The sequence below is a fragment of the Streptomyces sp. NRRL B-24484 genome, assembly GCF_000717715.1.
Classification (GTDB): Bacteria; Actinomycetota; Actinomycetes; order Streptomycetales; family Streptomycetaceae; genus Kitasatospora.
This window is the reverse complement of the sequence record NZ_JOAI01000005.1, coordinates 360,995-380,530: the sequence shown is the minus strand read 5'-3', so window position 1 is coordinate 380,530 and position 19,536 is coordinate 360,995. Positions and strand designations below refer to the sequence as shown.

Sequence of the window (19,536 nt, the reverse complement as noted above, 5' to 3'; positions counted from 1 at the left end):
TCCCTGCGGCTTGCCCTCCGGGCCGGTGCTGGTTCAGCCCGCGAGGCCGTGGCGGTGGGCGTAGAGGGCGGCGCGCAGGCGGTCCGAGTGGCCGGTCTTGCGCATGGCCTGGGTGAGGTGCTTCTTCACGGTGGCTTCGGCGAGGGCGAGTTCGCGGCCTATCTCGGCGTTGCTGAGGCCGAGGGCGAGCTTGGCGAGCACCTCGCGTTCGCGTGCGGTCAGCCCGACCTGCTGCGGTGGCGGTTCGACGGCGTGGCCCGGCGGCGGGGCCGGGTGGGTGCGTGCCGCTGGCGGCGCCGGGAGGAACACCGAGCCTCCGGCGGCGGCGAGTTGGACGGCCGCGATGATCCGTTCCTCCGGCAGGTCGAGCGGGAAGCAGCCGCTGGCACCGGCCAGCAGGATCCGGCTGGCCTCGGCGGTGGACTCGGCCCGGCGCAGCAGCAGCACCCGGGCGTCCGGGGCACCGTCCGGCCCGCGCAGCGCCGCCACGGCGGCGAGGTCCTCGCCGAGGCCGCCGCCGCGGCCCAGCAGGACGACGTCGGGGTGCACCCGCCGGACCGCCGGTACGGCGCGCAGCGGGTCGGCGGCGGAGCCGGCCACCGTCAGGCCGGGCACGGTGGAGAGCACGGAGCGCAGTCCGGCCGCCGCCACCGGGTGCCGCTCGACGAGGAACACCCTTACGGCGTGGGCCGGGTGGCCGTCGCCGGGGCACACCGGGTGGCCGCAGCCGCAGTCGGCGGCCGCGGCGCCCGGTCTGTCCGGCGGCGCGGCGGCCGGTTCGGCGAGCAGCTGGTGGCCGGCCAGCAGGTCGAGGGGGTTGTCGATCTCGGTGTGCAGGGCTTCCGCAGGCGCTGCGGTGGCACTGCGCGGGGTGCGGCGGACCGGGTGCCGGCAGGTGCGCGGTCCGGTCGGTGCGGGCAACTGGGTCAGTGCTGCCATCGCGAACCCCCCTGGTCGGAGGGCGAGTCGGTGCGGTAGGGCATGGCGGTGCGGTCCCCTCGGAGATGGCGGGCCGGCCGGGCGGGCGCGGCGCAACGGCAGGGAGCCGCCGACGGGGGCGGGCCGGGCTCCGGATGCGGAGACGGCGGGCCGGGGCGGTCCCGGAATGAGGAGGGCGCCGAACGGGCCGCGGGCGAGTGCCGGGCGGTCAGCGCGGGGAACGCAGCGGACACAGCTCGTCGAAGCACCTGCGGTGCCACGAGCCGCCGATCCCGACCAGGGTGAAGTCGGTCCGCCGATAAGCCATACGAGAACCCTAGGTCCGGCTCTCGCAGCAGGTCAAGGACGGGACGGGCTTCCGGGGCCCGGGGCATCCGCACAGGGGGCTCCCGCACTCCCGGTACCTGCTCCTATGACCGCCGGTATCAGCATGAACTCCTGACTGGCTGTCCGCACCGCCGGTCCGCAACCTTCCTCACAGTGAACGCCGCAGGCCCGGGCCCCGTGCCCCGCCGTCCCTGCACCCCGCACCGCCCGGAAGGACACCGCGCCATGCCCACCCCGCCCGCCGGCCCGGCCGGCGCCCCGCCCCGGAGGGCCGGCGGGTGACCGGATTCCTGCTCCGCCGCCTGCTGTTGGCCGTGCCGACCCTGCTCGGCGTCACCGTGGTGGTCTTCGCGACCGTGGCACTCGTCCCCGGCGACCCGGTCGCCGCCTTCCTCGGGCCGGGCGCGCCGCCGGAGGCCCGCGCCGAGTTCGCCGCCCGGCTCGGCCTGGAGCGCCCGCTGCCCGTCCGGTACCTGTCCTGGCTGGGGCACGCCCTGACCGGTGACCTCGGCACCTCGATCGCCGACCAGCGGCCGGTCGGAGGGCTGCTGCTCCCGGCGATCGGTCAGACCCTGGTCCTCACCGCAGCCGCCTTCGCGCTGGTGCTGGTGGGCGGGGTCCTGCTCGGGGCCGTCGGCGCGCTGCGGCCGCGCGGCCCGCTCGGCCGGCTGTCCGGCGCGGCGACCACGCTCGCCGTCTCCGCCCCGCAGTACTCGGTGGCCCTGGCGCTGATCGCGGTGGTCGCGGTACGGCTTCGCTGGCTGCCCGCGGGCGGCACCCACGACGTGTTCGGAGACGGCGGCTCCGCGGACCTCGCCCGGCACCTGGTGCTGCCGGCCGTGGCGGCCGCGCTCGTCCCGCTCGGCCTCACCGCCCGGGTCTTCCGCGCCGCGCTCGGCTCCGTCCTCGCCGGGGACCTCGCCGACGGACTGCGCGCCCGCGGCCTCTCCAGGGCTGCAGTCCTGCGGCACTGCGTGCACAACGCCTCGCCCGCCCTGCTCGCCATCGGCGGCCTGCAACTCGCCTATCTGCTGGAGGGGGTGGTCTTCGTGGAGACCCTGTTCGCCCGGCCCGGCCTCGGCCGGCTGCTCTACGACGCGCTCGCCGCCCGTGACCTTCCGCTCGTCCAGGGCGGGGTGCTGGTCGTCGCGGCGGCGTTCGTCGGCGTCAACCTGCTCGTCGACACCGCGCACGCCGCCGTCGACCCGCGGACGAGGAGCTGAGATGGCCCGCAGCCCGTTCCGCGACCCGGCGGTCGCCGTCCCCGCCGCCCTCGCCCTGCTGGTCGTCCTGGTCGCCGCCGCCGCACCGCTGCTCGCCCCGTACGACCCGGCCGCCGGCCGCTTGCAGGACCGGCTCCTCGACCCGGGTGCCCCCGGACACCTGCTCGGCACCGACGGCCAGGGCCGTGACCTGCTGAGCCGGCTGATCTGGGCCGGCCGGGCCTCGCTCACCGGCGGGCTCGTCCCGGTGGCCGCCGCCACCGCGGCCGGCACCCTGACCGGCATCACCGCCGGTCTCGGCGGCCGCGTCCTCGAACAGGCCCTGCTGCGCGCCCTCGACGTGCTCTACGCCTTCCCCGGGGTGCTGCTCGCCATCGCCGTCGCCACCCTGCTGAGGCCCGGCCTCGGCGCCACCGTGCTCGCCCTCTCCGTGGTGCTCACCCCGGCGGTCGCCCGGGTCGCCTTCACCGAGGTCCGGCGGATCCGCACCGCCGAGTACCTGGAGGCCGCCCGGGTCTCCGGCGCCGGCCCGCTCGCCCTGGTGCTCCGCCAGGTCGTCCCGGTGGTCGCCCCGGTCGTCCTCGTCTACGCCTCCTCCCTGGTCGGACTCGCCGTGGCGTACGCGGCCGGACTCGCCTTCCTCGGCCTCGGCGTCGCCCCGCCCACCCCCGAGTGGGGCGCCATGCTCGACGAACTGCGGCCCGCCCTCTTCACCCACCCGTGGCCCGCGGTCCTGCCCGGCCTGGCCGTGCTCGCCGTCTCGGTGGTGTTCACCACCCTCGGCGAGGGACTGCGGCAGCGGATCGGCGACCGCGGCGCCCTGCTGCCGGAGGCCGCCCGATGAGCCTGCTCCGCGTCGACGACCTCACCGTCACCCACCCGGGCGGCGTCCGCGCCGCCGACGGGGTCTCGCTCGACCTCGCCGCGGGCGGCGCCCTGGTGCTGCTCGGCGAGTCCGGCAGCGGCAAGACCACCGTCGCCCGCACCGTCCTCGGACTGCCCGGCCGCGGCGCCGCCGTCACCGGCCGCGTCAGGCTGGCCGGCACCGACCTGCTCGGCCTGGACGAACGCACCCTCGGCCGGATCCGGGGCCGCCGCATCGGCTACGTCCCGCAGGATCCGGCCGCCGTCCTCGACCCGCTGCGCCGGATCGGTCCGCAGATCACCGAGGTGCTGCGCCGCCACCGGGTCGCCGACTCCCGCCGGGCCGCCCGCGCGGACGCCCTGCGGCTGCTCGCCACCGCAGGCGTCCCCGACCCGGAGCGGGTAGCCCGCGCCCACCCGCACGAGCTGTCCGGCGGGCTCCGCCAGCGGGCGGCCATCGCCGTCGCCGTCTCCTGCGGCCCCGAACTCCTGATCGCCGACGAGCCGACCACCGCGCTGGACGCCCTGGTCCGCGGCCGGATCCTCGACCTGTTCGGCACCCTGCGCACCGACTGCGGGATCGCCCTGCTGCTCGTCACCCACGACCTGGCGGCCGCCCGCCGGATCGGCGGAGAGGTCGCCGTCATGCGGACCGGCCGCATCGTCGAACGCGGCCCCGCCACCCGCGTCCTCGCCGACCCCGACCACCCCTTCACCACCGCCCTGGTGACCGCCGACCCGGGAGCCGACCGATGACCCCTTCCACCGCTGCCCCCGGCAGCACCCCGCTCCTTCAAGTCGACAAGGTGACAAAGAACTTCCGGGGCCGCCCCGCACTGCAGGAGGTCTCCCTCGCCGTCGCCGCGGGCGAGACCCTCGGGCTGGTCGGAGAGTCCGGCTCCGGCAAGTCCACCCTCGCCCGGCTCGCCCTCGGCCTGCTGGCTCCGGACGCCGGCACCGTCCGCTTCGCGGGCCGGGACCCGTACCGTCTCCGCGGCCGTACCGGACGGTCCCTCCGTGCCCGGCTGCAGTTCGTCCCGCAGCACCCCCGCGGTTCGCTCAACCCCGCCCTGCGGGCCGGCGAGGCCGTCGCGTTCGCGCTGCGCCTGCACGGCATGCCGCGCCGGGAGCGCCCCGAGGCCGTCGCCGCGCTGTTCCGCCAGGTCGGCCTGGAGCCGGGCCTCGCCCGCCGTTTCCCGCGGGAGCTGTCCGGCGGCCAGCTCCAGCGGGTGGCGGTGGCCCGCGCCCTCGCCACCGGCCCCGACCTGGTGGTCTGCGACGAGCCGACCTCGGCCCTGGACCGCACCGTGCAGGCCCGGCTGCTGGACCTGCTCACCGGTCTGCAGGAGAGCACCGGCGTGGCCTACCTGTTCATCTCGCACGACCTGGCGGTCGTCCGGCACCTCGCGCACCGGGTGCTCGTGCTGCGCCGGGGCCGGGTGCTGGAGGAAGGGCCGGCCGCCGAGCTCTGGGAGGCGCCGGCCCACCCGTACACCCGGGCCCTGCTGGAGGCCGCCACCGGCGGCCCCGCCACCCCCTGACCACCCACGTACCCACCCCGTGCACCCGCACCGCCCGTTCCACCGAACCGAACGAACAGGAAACCGCCATGACGAACGGTCATCACCGCCACCGCCCCGTCCGATCCAGAGCCGGCGCGCTGTCGGCCGCCGCCGTGCTGTTCGCGGCCGCCGGCTGCGCCTCCGGAACCGCCACCGGCGCGGGTGACGCGGGCGGCGGCCCGGGCCGCGGCGGCACCCTCGTCATCGGTGCGACCGGCAAGCTGCCGAACCCGGACACCGTCATCGGCGGTGCGGGCTTCGAGGGCAAGCGCCTCGTCAGCTTCCAGATCTACGAGGGCCTCACCCGGTACGAGCTGCTCAAGGACACCGACCGGCCGCCGGTCGTCACCGGCGCCCTGGCGGAGTCCTGGCAGGTCGCCGCCGACGCGAAGACCTGGACCTTCACCCTGCGCAAGGGCGTCACCTTCCAGGACGGCACCCCCTTCGACGCGGACGCCGTGATCTTCAACCTGGCCCGCTACCTCGACAAGCGGAGTCCCGAGTACACCGACGCGCTGGGCGCCGCCGCCAAGGAGTACGCGGGCGACATCGTCTCGTACCGGAAGACCGACGCCGACCACGTCGAGCTCGTCACCGCGGAGCCCAACGGGCACTTCCCCGAGGACCTGGCGCACGTCCTGATCGCCAGCCCCACCGCCGTCCGGAAGACCGGCTCCGCCGACTTCTCCCGGCACCCGGTCGGCACCGGTCCGTTCGCCTTCGTCTCGCAGACCGAGGGCAAGGAGATCGACCTGGTCGCCAACCCGTCCTACTGGCGGGGCGCTCCGAAGCTGGACCGGCTGGTCGTGAAGTCGCTGCCGGACGCCGCCGCCCGCACCGCCGCACTGCGCTCCGGCGGCGTCAACTGGATCGAGTACCCCAACCCGGACGACATCGACAGCCTGAAGGCCGACGGCGTGCGGATCGCCACCAACAGCTACGACCACCTCTGGTACTGGATCCTGGACACCGCCAAGGCGCCGTGGAACGACCCGCGGGTGCGCCGCGCCGCCAACTACGCGATCGACCGGAAGGCCATCGCCGAGAAGCTGCTGCACGGCACCGCCGACCCGGCCCAACAGGCCGCCCCGCGAGCCACCTTCGCCTACGACCCGGCCGGTGACACCTACGGCCACGACCCCGCGAAGGCCAAGCAGCTGCTCGCCGAGGCCGGGCTCGCCGGAGGCTTCTCCACCTCCGTCACGGTGCCGACCGGAGGCTCCGGCAACCTGCTGCCGGTGCCGATCGCGGAGGCGATCCAGCGCGACCTCGCCGCCGTCGGCATCAAGGTCGAACTGCGCACCACCGACTGGTCCACCCTGATCGGCGCCGAGGCCAAGGGACAGGTCGCGCTGGGCTCGGACGCGATCGCCCAGTCCACGACCCTCTTCCAGTCCGAGGCGCTGCTGCCGCTGTTCATCGGCTCCAAGAGCCCGTTCTGGACGGGCCACTACGCCAACCCGCAGGTCGACGCGCTGCTGGCGAGCGCCTCCGCCTCGCCCGACCGGCAGAAGCGGCAGGCCGACTACCGCAAGGCGCTGTCGCTGGTCACCCAGGACGCCCCGTGGCTGTTCGTGGTCAACGACCGCAACCCGCGGGCGCTCTCGCCGAAGGTCGAGGGGCTCGTCCAGCCGCAGTCCTGGTTCCTCGACCTCACCACCGTCCGGGTCCGCCCGTAGCCACGGCGCTCCGCCGCCCACCGAACCGTCCAGGAAGGACGTCCGCCGCCATGACCGCCCCGTACCCACCGCACGGCCGCACCCCGGCCGGACCGCCGAAGTGGGGCATCACCCTGCCGCTGCCGGGCCTCACCATCGACCGGCACCGCTTCCTCGTCGAACGGCTCCCCGACCTCGGCTACACCGACGTCTGGAGCGCGGAGGGCGGCGGCACCGACGCCTTCACCCCGCTGGCCGCCACCGCCGCCTGGTCCCCGGGTCTGCGCATCGCCACCGGCATCGTGCCGGTGCACACCCGGGGGCCGGCGGTGCTCGCCCAGACCGCCGCCACCCTCGCCCAACTCGCCCCCGGACGGGTCCTGCTGGGCATCGGGGCGTCCGTGCCCGCGCACGTCACCGACATCAACGGCATCCCGTTCGACGAGCCCTTCAAACGCACCCGGGACGTGCTGCGCTTCGTCACCCGCGCGCTGCGCGGCGAGCACGTCGCCGGGGACTTCGACACCTTCTCCATCACCGGCTACCGGCTGCCGCACCCGCCCGCCGAGCCGGTCAAGGTGATCCTCGGCGCCCTGCGCCCCGGCATGCTCCGGCTCGGCTTCACCGAGGGGGACGGCGCCATCACCAACCTGCTGTTCCCCAAGGACCTGCCGACCGTGCTGGGCGCCGTCGGCCCGCAGCCGCCGGGCAAGGAACTCGTCGTCAAGGTCTTCGTCTGCCCCACCGAGGACACCGACCACGCCCACCGGGCCAGCCGCCCCTTCCTCGCCTGGATCCTCAACCGCGAGCCCTACCGGAAGTTCCACGAGTGGCTCGGCAACGGCGAGCTGCTCGCCGAGACCCACGAACGCTGGGCGGCCGGCGACCACGAGGGCGCCCAGAAGGCACTGCCCGACGAGGCCGTCGACGGCCTGTTCATCAGCGGCTCGCCCGAGGAGTGCCGGGAGCGGATCCTGCAGTACCACCTGCCCGGCGTCACCACCATCCAGCTGTACGTCTCGCTGCCGCCGGAGGTCTTCGTCAGCCGGTCCCGCCTGCTCGACACCCTCGCCCGCCTCGGCCCCGCCGCGGGCTAGAGACGGCCCAGGCCCTGCCCGACCCGAGGAGGTACCCCGATGGAACTCGAGATCCGCGGCGGCGTCCGGGCCGCCCCCGTCACCGGCCGCACCCCGCAGGAACGGCAGGCGCTGCGCCACGCCCCCGACCCGCGGGACCGCACCGCCGACCCCGGGCACGTCGCCCGCACCGCACGGGAGTTGGAGGAGGACGGCTTCGACTCCGCCCTCGTGGTGCAGTCCAGCTCCTGGCCCGACCCGTGGCTGGTCGCCGGCTGGGCGCTCGCCGCCACCGACCGGCTGCGGCTCGCCGTCGCGCACCGGGTCGGCGCCGCCGCGCCCACCACCGCCGCCCGCGCCCTCGCCACCCTGGACCGGCTCTCCGGCGGACGGGCGGCCGCCCACGTGATCGTCGGCTCCAGCGACCTGGACGTCGCCCGCGACGGCGACCTGCTCGGCAAGGCGGACCGCTACCGCCGGGCCGGCGAGTACCTGGAGGTGTTCCGGCGCTACCTCGCGGCCGACGCGGACATCGACCACGACGGCGAGTTCTACCAGGTGCACGGCGCCAGGCCGGGGCTGCGCCCCGACCCGGGCGGCGAGCTGCTGTCCTTCGGCGGCTCCGCCCCGGAGGGAGTCGCCCTGGCCGCCCGGTACACCGACGTGTACGCGGTGAGCCCGCTGCCGTTGCCGGACACCCGCCGCAGGATCGCCGAGGTCCGGTCCGCCGCGGCCGCGCACGGCCGCACCCTGCGGATCTGGCGGCACGTCACCGTCGTCCTCGACGACACCGACGAGGCCGCCCGGGAGCGCGTCCGGCGGCTGCGGCGCGACGCCCTGCGGCTCACCGCGGGCCCCGCCGCCCACGGCTTCGCCGAGGCCGTCCAGCTCGACCGGGACCGCGAACGCGGCCGCGCCGACCCGCGGCGGGCCGGCAGCGACGGTGCCGACCAGGTCGCCGCCTACGTCCGCCGCTCGCTCGCCGCCACGTACACCGGGTCGCCGGACACCGTCGCCGACCGCATCGGCCTGCTCCGTTCGGCCGGCGTGGACATCGTCCAGCTCGACCTGCCCGCCGAGACCGACCACGACCGCGAACTGCGCCGCGCCCTCGTCGCCCGCCTCCGCCACGGCGTCCGGATCCCGGCCGCCCGACGCGGCTGGTGACCGGCCCGCCACCGGAAGGAACCCCCGTGACCAGCACCGCGTACGACCCGGCCGGGCGGATCGTGGTTAGCGGCTCCATCGCCACCGACCACCTGATGGAGTTCCCCGGGTCGATCGCCGAACAGCTGCTGCCCGACCGGCTGGACCGGGTCTCGCTCTCCTTCCTGGTCGGCGGGCTGGAGGTGCGCCGCGGCGGCGTGGGCGCCAACATCGCCGTCGGCCTCGGCCGGCTCGGGCTGGCCCCGGTGCTGGTCGGCGCCGCCGGGGCCGACCACGCCGAGTACGACGCCTGGCTGCGCGCCAACGGCGTCGACACCACCGGGGTGCTGACCGTGCCGGAGCTGTTCACCGCCCGCTTCCTGTGCACCACCGACCGGGAGCAGAACCAGATCGCCTCCTTCTACCCGGGCGCGATGGCCCGCGCCGCGGAGATCGACCTCGCGGGGGTGCTGGCCCGTAGCGGACCGGCGCGGCTGGTCCTGGTCGGCCCGGACGATCCCGCGGCCATGCGGCGCCGTACCGAGGAGTGCCGCCGGGCCGGGATCCCGTTCGCCGCGGACCCGTCCCAGCAGCTCGCCCGGCTCGACGGCGAGGAGATCGCGCAGCTCGTCGGCGGCGCCGCGCTGCTGTTCACCAACGCGTACGAGCGGGAACTGCTGCTCCGCAAGACCGGGTTGACGGCGGAGCAGGTGCTCGGGCGGGTCGGCAGCTGGATCACCACCCTCGGCGCCGACGGCGTCCGGATCGAGCGCCGCGGCGCACCGCCCGTGCGCACAGGCCCGCCGCCCGAGCGGGCCGTGGCCGACCCGACCGGTGTCGGCGACGCCTTCCGGGCCGGCTTCCTGGCCGGGACGGTCTGGCGGCTGCCCGTGCTCGCCGCGGCCCGGGTCGGCTGCCTGCTGGCCACCCTGGCGCTGGAGGCGGTCGGCACCCAGGAGTACCGCTTCGACCGGGCGGACTTCCTGCACCGGCTCGCCGAGGCCTACGGGCCCGCGGCGGCCGCGGCCGTCCGGCCGCACCTGCCGGCCCGTTCCGGTATACGCTCGAAAGGTAATCCAGCGCCCGCCGGTCCTTCCTCGAACAGCTCGACCGCAGCGGCCGGAACATGACTCTGTCGCTCGAGGTTGTGCCCGCTCCCGGCGCACGTCGCGACCCGTCGGATCCGGCGAGTCCACCGAGCCAAGACCAACTGCCATGGACCTCAACACCATCACCGAAGTCGTGCGGCGGCCGGCCGACCGTCCGGGCGCCGACTGGCGCGAGGGCGACGCCTGGCTCGCCGGCGGAACCTTCCTGTACTCCGTGGAGCAGCCGCACCTCGACCGCCTGGTCGACCTGACCTCGTTACGCTGGGACCCGCTCGTCACGAGCGACGCCGGTCTCTCGATCGGGGCCACGTGCACCGTCCGTGACCTCCACGCCTTCGAGCCGCCCGGCGACTGGACGGCCGGCCCGCTCCTGGCGGCGAGCTGCGAGGCGTTCCTGTCGTCGTTCAAGGTCTGGAACGCGGCGACCGTCGGCGGCAACATCTGCCTGTCACTGCCGGCCGGCCCGATGATCACCCTGACCGTCGCCCTGGAGGCGACCTACGAACTGTGGGCCGCCGACGGGTCGGTGCGCACCGTCGACGCCCACGACTTCGTCACCGGCAACAACCGGAACGTCCTCGCGCCCGGGGAGATCCTGCGGCGCATCGACATCCCCGCGCGCGCCCTGCGCAAACGCACCGCGCACCGCCGCTTCTCACTCACCCGCCTCGGCCGTTCGACGGTCTTCCTCGTCGGCACCCGGGCGCCGGGCACGGGCGGGATGCTGCTCACCGTCACCGCCGGCACCACCCGGCCGGTGCGCCTGGCCTTCGAGACCGTGCCCGACGCCGAGACGCTGCGGCGCGGCGTCGACGCGATCCCCGACGACGTCTGGTTCGACGACCCCAACGGGACCCCCGACCACCGCCGCCACCTGACCCAGCACTTCGCCGAAGAGATTCGCCGCGAACTCGCGGACGGAGGCCCGGCATGACCTACAGCGTGAACGGCAGGGGCTTCGAGGAGGAGCCCGCTCCGGGCCAGTGCCTGCGCACCTTCCTCCGGCAGCTCGGCCACCACGGTGTCAAGAAGGGCTGCGACGCGGGCGATTGCGGGGCCTGCACGGTGTGGGTGGACGGGAGCCCGGTGCACAGCTGCATCACCCCCGCCTTCCGCGCGGAGGGCCGCGAGGTCACCACGATCGAGGGTCTCGGGTCCCCGGGGAACCTGCATCCGATGCAGCGCCGGTTCCGGGACGCCCCGGGCTTCCAGTGCGGCTTCTGCACCGCAGGGATGATCATGACCTCGGCCACCTTCACCGAGGCCCAGAAGGAGGACCTGCCGAGGGCGCTGAAGGGCAACCTCTGCCGATGCACGGGCTACCGGGCGATCGAGGACGCGGTACGGGGCGTGACCGGTGTGGAGACGGCCGCGCCCGGGCGGGCCGTCGGGACGTCCGTGGGCGCGCCGGCGGCCAACGACGTGGTCACCGGCCGTGCCGAGTTCACGATGGACACGCACATCGACGGCATGCTGCACCTCAAGGTCCTGCACTCGCCGCACGCGCACGCCCGGATCGTCTCGATCGACAGGACCGCGGCGCTCGCCGTCCCTGGCGTGCACCGGGTCTACACCTGGGAGGACGTGCCGCGCAAACGCTTCACCACGGCGATCCACACCGACCACCTCGTCGATCCGGACGACACCTTCGTCCTGGACGACACGGTGCGGTTCGTCGGCCAGCGGGTCGTCGCGGTGCTGGCCGACACGGTCGCGGCGGCGGAGGAGGGCTGCCGCCGGGTCGTCGTCGACTACGAGCCCCTGCCGGCGGTGTTCGACCCCGAGGAGGCGATGGCCGACGGGGCGCCGCAGCTGCACGGCACGGCGGACCCGTTCGTCCGCGACCCCGTCCACAACATCCTGCTCGAACTCCACTCGCACATCGGCGACGTGGACGCGGGGTTCGCCGAGGCCGACGTGATCCACGAGGGCACCTACTCCTCGCCGCGGGTGCAGCACGCGCACCTGGAGACCCACGGCTCGATCGCCTGGATGGAGGACGGCCGGCTGAACGTCCGGACCAGTTCGCAGTCGCCGTCCATCGCGAAGGTCAAGCTGGCCTACCTCTTCGCGCTGCGGCCGGACCAGCTGCGGGTGTTCTGCAAGCGGGTCGGCGGCGGCTTCGGCGGCAAGCAGGAGGTGATCTCGGAGGACCTGGTCGCGCTCGCGGCCCTGGACACCGGCCGGCCGGTCTGCTTCGAGTACACCCGCGAGGAGGAGTTCACCACCGCCTCGCCCCGGCACCCGATGACGCTGACCGTCCGGCTCGGCGCGAAGGCGGACGGAACGCTGACGGCGTTCCAGGTGCGCAACGTGTCGAACACGGGCGCCTACGGCAACCACGGCGGCGAGACGCTGTTCGCGGGCGGCGCGGCCGTCATGATCTACCGCTGCCCCAACAAGAAGTACGACGCCTTCTCCGTCTACACCAACACCGTCCCGAGCGGGGCCCTGCGCGGCTACGGGATGACGCAGCCGGCGTTCGCCGTGGAGTCGGCGATGGACGAACTGGCCCGTTCGCTGCACATGGACCCGCTCGAACTGCGGCGGCGCAACATCGTGCGCCCGGGCGATCCGCTGGTCGCCCTGCACGACGGCCCCGACGACGTGATGTTCACCGAGGACGGACTCGGCAAGTGCATCGACCTGGTGGGCGAGGCGCTGGCCCGGACGGCCGACGAGCCGCCGCCCGGTCCGGACTGGCTGGTCGGGACGGGCGTGGCGAGTTCGCTGCACGAGACCGCGCCGCCGACCGACCACACCTCCGAGGCCCGGGTCACGCTCGGCGACGACCTGGTCTACGAACTCTCCGTCGGGACGGTCGAGTTCGGCGAGGGCACCTCGACCGCCCATGTGCAGATCGCGGCGAACCAGCTGGGCACCACGCCGTCGCGGATCCGTCTCGTCCAGTCCGACACCGACCGCACCGGGTTCGACACCGGCGCCTTCGCGAGCGCCGGCCTCTTCGTGGCGGGCAACGCGGTGCTGCGGGCGGCCAACGCCGTGCGCGACCGCATCCTGGAGTTCGCCGCCGCGCACACCGGCGTCCACCTCGTCCTGTGCTCGATGGACGACGACGGTGTCGTCTGCGGCGACCGGCGGGTGTCGCTGGCCGAACTCGTCGCGCTGGCACGGGCGCGCGGGATCCGCTTCAACGCCGCCCGCAAGGCCTACGGGTCGCCGCGCAGCGTCACCTCGAACACGCACGGGTTCCGGATCGCCGTCCACCGGGTGACGGGCGAGATCCGGATCCTGCGCAGCGTCCAGGCGACCGACGCCGCCGTGGTGATCAACCCCGCGCAGGTCCGCGGCCAGGTGGAGGGCGGTGTCGCCCAGGGCATCGGCTTCGCGCTGACCGAGAACCACCACGTCGACGCCGGCGGGGCCGTGGTCAACCCGAACTTCCGCAACTACCGCATCCCCACGTACGCCGACGTGCCCCGGACGGAGGTGCTCCTGGTGGAGTCGTCGGACTCCTTCGGGCCCATGCGGTCCAAGGGGATGGCGGAGTGCTGCATCAACCCGGTCGCCCCGGCGCTGGCGAACGCGCTCCACGACGCCACGGGCGTCCGCCACCGTGCGCTGCCGCTGACCCCGGAACGCATCTACGGCCGGCTCGCCGGGAGCAGGCGGGCACCCACGGGGCGGACGACATGAGCAGCGACCTGAGCAGCGGCACGAGCACCGAGGCGCGCGACGGCGCGACGGCGACGGCCATCATCGGCCAGAAGGTCCGGCCCGGACTGGACCGCGAGTACGCGACCTGGCAGCTGGACGTGAACAGCGCCGCCGCCGACTACACCGGGTACCTGGGTGCGGAGATCTCCCCGCCGACGGCCCTGCAGCCGGACTGGGTCGTGGTGTACCGGTTCGACTCGATCGCCCACCTGCAGGCGTGGATCAACAGCGCCACCCGGCAGACCCTGCTCGACGTCGGCCGCGGCTACTTCGACGGCCCGGCCACCCAGCAGGTGGTCAGCGGCGGCGCGAGGCCGCCGGATCCGCTGGTGACCATGGTGGTCACCCACCGCGTCCACCCGAACCACGTCGAGGACTTCCTCGCCTGGCAGCAGCGGATGAGCCAGGAGGAGTCCACCTTCGTGGGCTACCGCGGCACTGAGCTCTTCCGCCCGATCGAGGGACTGCAGGAGGAGTGGACCACGCTGTACCGCTTCGACAACGCCGAACACCTCGACGCCTGGCTGACGTCGGCCGAGCGGCGGGAGATCCTGGCGGAGGGCAGGAAGTTCGACGAGTTCAAGCTGCACACGATCGACAACTCGTTCGGCAGCTGGTTCGCCTTCGAGGAGAACGGCAGGGAGGTGCCGCCGCCCTCGGAGGCCAAGACCGCCCTGGCGGTCTGGGTCGGCCTCTACCCGACGGTCGTGCTGCTGACGCTCGCGCTGTCGCCGGCGCACATGCCGCTCTGGCTCGGGCTGCTGGTGGGCAACCTGCTGTCGAGCTTCATCATGACCTTCTTCACGATGCCGTACTACGTGAACCGGCTGCTCAAGCGGTGGCTCCGGCCGAAGCCCGACGAACCGGCGGCGAGGACCAACCGCATCGGCCTCGGCATCGTCGCCGCGGCGACCGCGTTCTGGGTCGCGGTCTTCTACCTGATCACGACGCAGTTCTGGACGCTGCCCTGACCGACCCGGCGTCGGTCCGCGGCGCCTGGACGCGCACCCGCCCCGGCGCCGCGACGGCCCGTTCGGGAGCGGGTGCGCTGCGTCCGCGGCCGGCCAGGCGGCAGCCGAGGCAGTCGGGGTGGCCGTGCCGGGCGGTGCGGTCGCGCAGGTGCCAGTCGCGGCGGCCGAGCGGCCGCGGGCCGGTGGCCTTGCCCCAGCCGGCGAGGTGCAGCAGCCAGGTGGTGAGGGCGGCGGCCGGCAGCAGTGCCAGGCCCGCCCACAGGGCGGCGGTGGAGCCCGCCGCGAACGCCGTTCCGGCCACCGCGGTGCCGGCGACGGCGAGCAGGGAGCCCGTCCAGCCGGCGACGGTGTGCCCCATGTCGTGGTCGCCGTGTGCGCTCATGTCTCCTCGTACGGTGTGATGGTGCCGTCGGCGGCGCAGGCCCGCGCCCGGCAGAACTTTTATCTCACGAGCTAAGTAACTTAGATGCTAAGGAGACTGTCCGTGGAAGGCAAGCCGCGCCCGGCTGCGACCCCCGAGCAGGCCCTGCAGGCGATGGACCGGATGATCGCCCTCGCCCACTTCGGGCAGCAGGACATCGCGGCGCGACTCGGCCTCAACACCACCGACCTGACCTGCATCGGCTTCCTGATCGAGGCCGAGCTGGCCGGCGAGTCACTGGCCGCCGGCGACTTGGCCGAGCGGGCCAACCTCACCACCGGCGCCGTCACCGGGGTCCTCAACCGCCTGGAGAAGGCCGGCTACGCCCGCCGCGCGCCGGACCCGGACGACCGCCGCAAGGTCCGGATCGCGATGGACCCCTCGGCGCAGCAGCGGATCATGGAGGCCTACGGGCCGTTCTACCTGCGGCTCGGCGGACTCTTCGCCGACTACGGCCCGGAGGAGGTCGCCGTGCTGGCCGACTGGTTCACCCGGGCGCGGGCGCTGATGCAGGAGTCGCTGGACGAGATCCGCGCCGGACTCTGACGCCCCGGCCGGCCCCTGGTGCCCGGCCGGGCCGATGGGTTGCCGCAAATCGGTGGCGCTCCGCGCGGCCTCTCTTCTACGGTGTACAAGTCTTATACACCGTAGAATAGAGTGGAGCCGGCAGTGACCGATCCCCAGCGCCGCCCCGACCGATGGGTGATCCTCGCGGTCATCTGTCTGGCACAGCTCGTCGTGATCCTCGACAACACCATCCTCAACGTCGCCGTGCCCTCCCTCACCGAGGAGCTCGGCGCCACCACCTCCCAGACCCAGTGGGTCATCGGCGCCTACTCGCTCGCCCAGGCGGGCCTGCTGATCGCCGCCGGCGGCCTCGCCGACCGGTACGGGCGCAAGAAGGTCCAGATGATCGGCCTCGGCCTGTTCGGCGCCGGATCGCTCGCCGCGGCCCTCGCCGGCGACCCCGGCCAGCTGATCGCGGCCCGCGCCGGCATGGGCGTCGGCGGCAGCCTGCTGCTCGCCACCAGCCTCGCCATCGTCGTCCGCACCTTCGACGCGGACGAGCAGCCCAAGGCGATCGCCGCCTGGACGGCCGTCGCCTCGCTCGGCATCGCCCTCGGACCGGTCATCGGCGGCCTGCTGCTCAACCACTTCTGGTGGGGCTCCACCTTCCTGGTCAACCTGCCGGTCGCCGCCCTCGGCCTGGTCGCCGTCGGCCGGCTGGTGCCCGAGTCCAAGGACCCGCGCGGCGACCGCCCCGACCTGCTCGGCGCCGTGCTCTCCACGGCCGGCCTCACCGGCCTCGTCTACGCCGTCATCCAGGGCCCCGGCTACGGCTGGACGGCGCCCCGCACCCTGCTCGCCGGCGGCCTCGGCGCGCTCTTCCTGCTGGCCTTCGGCCTCTGGGAGCGCCGGATCGAACACCCGCTGCTCGACCTCGCGTTCTTCCGCAACGCCCGCTTCCGCGGCGCCGTCTCCGGCGGCGTCCTGGTCAGCTTCGGCATGGGCGGCTCGCTCTTCCTGCTCACCCAGCACCTGCAGTTCGTCCTCCACTACGGGCCGCTCGACGCCGGTCTGCGGACCGCCCCGATGGCCCTCACCGTGGTCGCCCTCAACCTCACCGGCGCCGGCATGCGGCTCACCGCCCGGCTCTCGCCGCCCACCGCCATCGCCACCGGCCTCTCACTGCTGGCCGGCGGACTCGCCGCGATCGCCCTCTTCGGCCACGGCGGCTCCTACCCGGGCATCCTGCTCGGCCTGGTGATGATGGGCGCCGGCGTCGCCTGCGCCCAGCCCGCCATGGCCGGCGCGGTGATGACCTCGATCCCGCCGGAGAAGGCCGGCGTCGGCTCCGGCCTGATGGGCACCCTCGGCGAACTCGGCAACTCGCTCGGCGTGGCCGTCCTCGGCGCCGTGCTCGCCGCGAAGTTCGCCGCCGCGCTGCCCGCCGGGCTGCCCGACTCCGCCGCCCGCTCGCTGCCCGACGCGCTCGCCGCCGGCGGCCCCTCCGCGGCCGGGACGATCCGGTCGGCCTTCGCCGACAGCCTCACCGCCGGCCAGCTCATCGGCGCCGCCGCGGTGCTCGCCGGCGGCCTGGTCGCGGCCTGGCTGCTCGGCCGGGCCGCCGGTGCGCCGCCTGCCGCGTCCGTCCCCGCCGAGCCGGTGCCCCAGGCCGGCTGATCCGGCCCTACGATCGCTGCACGGCCGCAGCACCGGCGGCCGTGCAGCGAGCACGAAGGACGAGCATGGCGGACAAGCCCCGCGACCCGGCCGTCAGCATCTGGGTGGCGCCGCCCCGCGAGCGGCGCCGCGGCAGCGCGCCCGCCGGCCTCAGCCGCGAGCGGATCGTGCGCACCGCGGTCGGACTGCTCGACGCCGACGGCGTCCAGGCCTTCAGCATGCGCAAGCTGGCCGCCGCCCTCGACGTCACCCCCATGTCGGTCTACTGGTACGTCGACAACAAGGACGAACTCCTCGAACTCGCCCTCGACGAGGCCTTCGGTGACATGCGGATCCCGCCGCTCGGCGATGGCGACGACTGGCGGGCCCACCTGCGGCTGCTCGCCCACGAGTACCGCCGCTGCCTGCAGGAACACCACTGGGCCGCCCAACTCGTCGGCCAGTTCCTCGCCCTGGGCCCCAACGCGCTCTTCTTCTCGACCAGCGCGATCGGCGCGATCCGCCGCACCGGCCTCACCGGGGCACGGCTCGGCGGCGCCCTCGGCCTGGTGCTGCAGTTCGTCTACGGCTTCGCCCTCGCCGAGTCGCAGTGGATGCAGCGGGTCAAGGCCTCCGGCCTCGACGAGGACGGGCTCAACCGGGTCGTCCGCGGCGTCGCCGAGCGGGCCGACGCCCGCTTCCTCGACAACGCCGACCTGCTGCCGCCCACCGAGGACGGCGGCCTGCGCGCCTCCCGCGACAGCCAGTTCGAAGCCGGGCTCGACATCGCCCTCGCCGGCATCGACGCGACCGTCGCCGCGGACCGCTGACCTCCGCCGACGGCCGGTGATCAGCCCGGCGTGGTCGGGTGCGGCTCGCGGCGCACGGTGCCGGACAGCAGCGGCGCGTCGTGCCGCTCCGGACGGTGGCTCGCCGGGTCCCCGACCGGGTGGCGCGGCACGGACCCGCCGGAACCCGCCAGCGGCACCAGCCGCCGGGCGACCAGGTGGCCGACCCAGTGCCGCCCGCACTCCGGACACGGGACCCCGCCGTCCGGGGTGTAGGGCGAGGCCGCGCCTATGCCGTCGTGGGAGAAGTACTCCCAGTCGCCTCCGTCGTCGTCGCGGTAGTGCTGGACGTCGTAGTCCACGGACCAGTGGTGCCAGCACTGCCCGCAGGTGAATTCGACCCGCTCCACGGCCAGTTCGGTGATCATCGCGCCCTACCTCCCTGCCTCGGCCCTTGACAAGCCCTTTATCCAGAATTATCCCGGTTTCAGGGGCTGCGGATACCGTCCGGAGGGAGTTCCGCCCATGGCGCACTCGGCAGGCGACGGCGAGGGCCCGCACGCCGGGCCCGACGAGGACCTGCGCCGCCTCAAGGCCGACTACGACAACTACCGCCGCCGCGTCCACCGCGACCGCCTCGCCGTCCGCGAGATCGCCGTCTCCAACGTGCTCGGCCGGCTACTGCCCGTGCTCGACGCCATCGACCGGGCCCGGGTCGCCGGGGAGGTGGTCGACGGCTTCGGCGCCGTCGCCGACCTCCTGGAGACCGAGCTCGGCTCCCTCGGCCTGCAGTCCTTCGGCGAACCCGGCGACGCCTTCGACCCGGTCCTGCACCTCGCCGTCGGCTACACCCGCTCCACCGTCGTCACCGAGCCGATCTGCATCGAGGTCGTCCGCACCGGCTACCGCGTCGGCGACCAGCTGCTGCGCCCCGCCGAGGTCGTCGTCGCCGAACCGCCGCCCGGCCCGGTCTGAGCACCCGCGGTCACGACAGCCCGAGCTCCCCGCGCATCGGCTGCGGGACGCTCCCGAGGACCGACCGCGGAACGTTCCCGTACTCGGACCTGTCGACCGTGCGTGGGGACCAGGCTCCGCCGCCCGCCTCGGAGACCACGTGGATCGCCACCGCCGGGTACGGTTCCCCGCCGGGGGTGAGGACGATCCAGACGCGGTCCGCGGCGTCCTCCCACCGGAAGGTCGGGCTGTCGGCGAGGGTGCCGTACGCCGCGGTGTCGCGCCACACCACCGGCCCGAGCGTCCCCTCGCCGGTCGACGAGGACGACGGCGTGTAGGACCTGATCACCGCGCGGCGCCGGACGCCCCCGGGATCGCCCTTCGAGCCGGACTCCTCCACCAGGAGGGCGAAGCGGTCCGTCGGCGACCTGACCCAGTACGACGGGCTCGCCTCGCTGCCCGTGTGGATCCGGTTGTTGTGGCTCGGCCCGCCGTCCGAGGGGACGGGTGTGGCGGCGTGCGGCGCGCCGGGGGTGCAGCCGGTGAGGAGCAGTGTTGCGGCGAGGGCCGGCGCGAGCAGGGCCGACGCGGCTCGGGTCCGTGGCTGCACGGGTTCCCTCCCTGAGCGGTGGTCCCCGGGGCTGCCGGGACGGGCCG

The 19,536-nt window shown here is 74.6% G+C and carries 19 protein-coding genes; 15 read left to right on the top strand and 4 right to left on the bottom strand.

Annotation, left to right across the window (positions count from 1 at the left end; translation table 11 throughout):
* Window positions 1-33: 33 nt before the first annotated feature.
* Window positions 34-939 carry a LuxR C-terminal-related transcriptional regulator gene (locus IE98_RS0107320; protein ID WP_052390231.1) on the bottom strand — a complete coding sequence of 302 codons (906 nt, stop codon included), beginning with the start codon at window positions 937-939 and terminating at the stop codon, window positions 34-36.
* 605 nt (window positions 940-1,544) lie between these two features.
* Between IE98_RS0107320 and IE98_RS0107315 the strand changes: the two genes are divergently transcribed.
* The 11 genes from IE98_RS0107315 (at window position 1,545) to IE98_RS0107265 (ending at window position 14,553) form a co-directional block, all read left to right on the top strand.
* The gene (locus IE98_RS0107315) at window positions 1,545-2,489 is read left to right on the top strand and encodes an ABC transporter permease (RefSeq protein WP_030266056.1); all 945 of its coding nucleotides are present in this window, start codon (window positions 1,545-1,547) and stop codon (window positions 2,487-2,489) included.
* Window position 2,490: 1 nt separating this feature from the next.
* Entirely contained in the window at window positions 2,491-3,333 is an 843-nt protein-coding gene (locus IE98_RS0107310; RefSeq protein WP_078660821.1) for an ABC transporter permease, read from the top strand.
* A complete protein-coding gene (locus tag IE98_RS47770) occupies window positions 3,330-4,109 on the top strand; it encodes an ABC transporter ATP-binding protein (protein ID WP_030266051.1) in 780 nt (259 codons plus the stop codon). Before IE98_RS0107310 ends, IE98_RS47770 begins: the two co-directional genes overlap by 4 nt.
* On the top strand, window positions 4,106-4,894 hold the full coding sequence (locus IE98_RS47765) for an ABC transporter ATP-binding protein (RefSeq protein ID WP_043173565.1): 789 nt from the start codon (window positions 4,106-4,108) through the stop codon (window positions 4,892-4,894). Before IE98_RS47770 ends, IE98_RS47765 begins: the two co-directional genes overlap by 4 nt.
* Window positions 4,895-4,962: 68 nt before the next feature.
* Window positions 4,963-6,594, top strand: coding sequence for an ABC transporter substrate-binding protein (locus IE98_RS0107295; RefSeq protein WP_030266041.1), 1,632 nt, complete (start codon window positions 4,963-4,965; stop codon window positions 6,592-6,594).
* Window positions 6,595-6,644: 50 nt separating this feature from the next.
* Window positions 6,645-7,670: an LLM class F420-dependent oxidoreductase gene (locus IE98_RS0107290; RefSeq protein ID WP_052390229.1), complete on the top strand. Its 1,026-nt coding sequence runs from the start codon at window positions 6,645-6,647 to the stop codon at window positions 7,668-7,670.
* 39 nt (window positions 7,671-7,709) lie between these two features.
* Window positions 7,710-8,816 carry an LLM class flavin-dependent oxidoreductase gene (locus IE98_RS0107285; protein ID WP_052390228.1) on the top strand — a complete coding sequence of 369 codons (1,107 nt, stop codon included), beginning with the start codon at window positions 7,710-7,712 and terminating at the stop codon, window positions 8,814-8,816.
* 95 nt (window positions 8,817-8,911) lie between these two features.
* A complete protein-coding gene (locus IE98_RS0107280; protein ID WP_078660833.1) occupies window positions 8,912-9,925 on the top strand; it encodes a carbohydrate kinase family protein in 1,014 nt (337 codons plus the stop codon).
* An 85-nt stretch (window positions 9,926-10,010) separates the two neighbouring features.
* A complete protein-coding gene (locus IE98_RS0107275) occupies window positions 10,011-10,838 on the top strand; it encodes an FAD binding domain-containing protein (protein ID WP_030266027.1) in 828 nt (275 codons plus the stop codon).
* Window positions 10,835-13,561, top strand: a complete 2,727-nt coding sequence (locus IE98_RS0107270; protein WP_030266026.1) for a molybdopterin-dependent oxidoreductase — start codon at window positions 10,835-10,837, stop codon at window positions 13,559-13,561. The genes IE98_RS0107275 and IE98_RS0107270 overlap by 4 nt, the downstream gene beginning before the upstream one ends.
* The gene (locus IE98_RS0107265) at window positions 13,558-14,553 is read left to right on the top strand and encodes an antibiotic biosynthesis monooxygenase (protein WP_030266023.1); all 996 of its coding nucleotides are present in this window, start codon (window positions 13,558-13,560) and stop codon (window positions 14,551-14,553) included. The genes IE98_RS0107270 and IE98_RS0107265 overlap by 4 nt, the downstream gene beginning before the upstream one ends.
* Here the strand turns inward: IE98_RS0107265 and IE98_RS42135 are convergent.
* On the bottom strand, window positions 14,525-14,935 hold the full coding sequence (locus IE98_RS42135) for an HGxxPAAW family protein (protein ID WP_043173563.1): 411 nt from the start codon (window positions 14,933-14,935) through the stop codon (window positions 14,525-14,527). The genes IE98_RS0107265 and IE98_RS42135 overlap by 29 nt on opposite strands.
* A gap of 102 nt (window positions 14,936-15,037) precedes the next feature.
* Between IE98_RS42135 and IE98_RS0107255 the strand changes: the two genes are divergently transcribed.
* The 3 genes from IE98_RS0107255 (at window position 15,038) to IE98_RS0107245 (ending at window position 17,967) form a co-directional block, all read left to right on the top strand.
* Entirely contained in the window at window positions 15,038-15,520 is a 483-nt protein-coding gene (locus IE98_RS0107255) for a MarR family transcriptional regulator (protein WP_030266019.1), read from the top strand.
* Window positions 15,521-15,643: 123 nt separating this feature from the next.
* On the top strand, window positions 15,644-17,158 hold the full coding sequence (locus tag IE98_RS0107250; protein ID WP_234443430.1) for an MFS transporter: 1,515 nt from the start codon (window positions 15,644-15,646) through the stop codon (window positions 17,156-17,158).
* Window positions 17,159-17,223: 65 nt separating this feature from the next.
* Window positions 17,224-17,967, top strand: a complete 744-nt coding sequence (locus tag IE98_RS0107245; protein WP_030266012.1) for a TetR/AcrR family transcriptional regulator — start codon at window positions 17,224-17,226, stop codon at window positions 17,965-17,967.
* Between the two features lie 20 nt (window positions 17,968-17,987).
* On the opposite strand, the gene IE98_RS50015 is transcribed toward IE98_RS0107245, so the two are convergent.
* A complete protein-coding gene (locus tag IE98_RS50015) occupies window positions 17,988-18,353 on the bottom strand; it encodes a hypothetical protein (protein ID WP_052390227.1) in 366 nt (121 codons plus the stop codon).
* A gap of 97 nt (window positions 18,354-18,450) precedes the next feature.
* On the opposite strand from IE98_RS50015, the gene grpE reads away from it, so the two are divergent.
* Entirely contained in the window at window positions 18,451-18,900 is a 450-nt protein-coding gene (grpE, locus tag IE98_RS0107235) for a nucleotide exchange factor GrpE (protein ID WP_052390226.1), read from the top strand.
* 10 nt (window positions 18,901-18,910) lie between these two features.
* Here the strand turns inward: grpE and IE98_RS0107230 are convergent, their stop codons facing one another.
* Complete coding sequence (locus IE98_RS0107230) at window positions 18,911-19,489, bottom strand: hypothetical protein (protein WP_030266004.1); 579 nt, start codon at window positions 19,487-19,489, stop codon at window positions 18,911-18,913.
* Window positions 19,490-19,536: the final 47 nt, after the last annotated feature.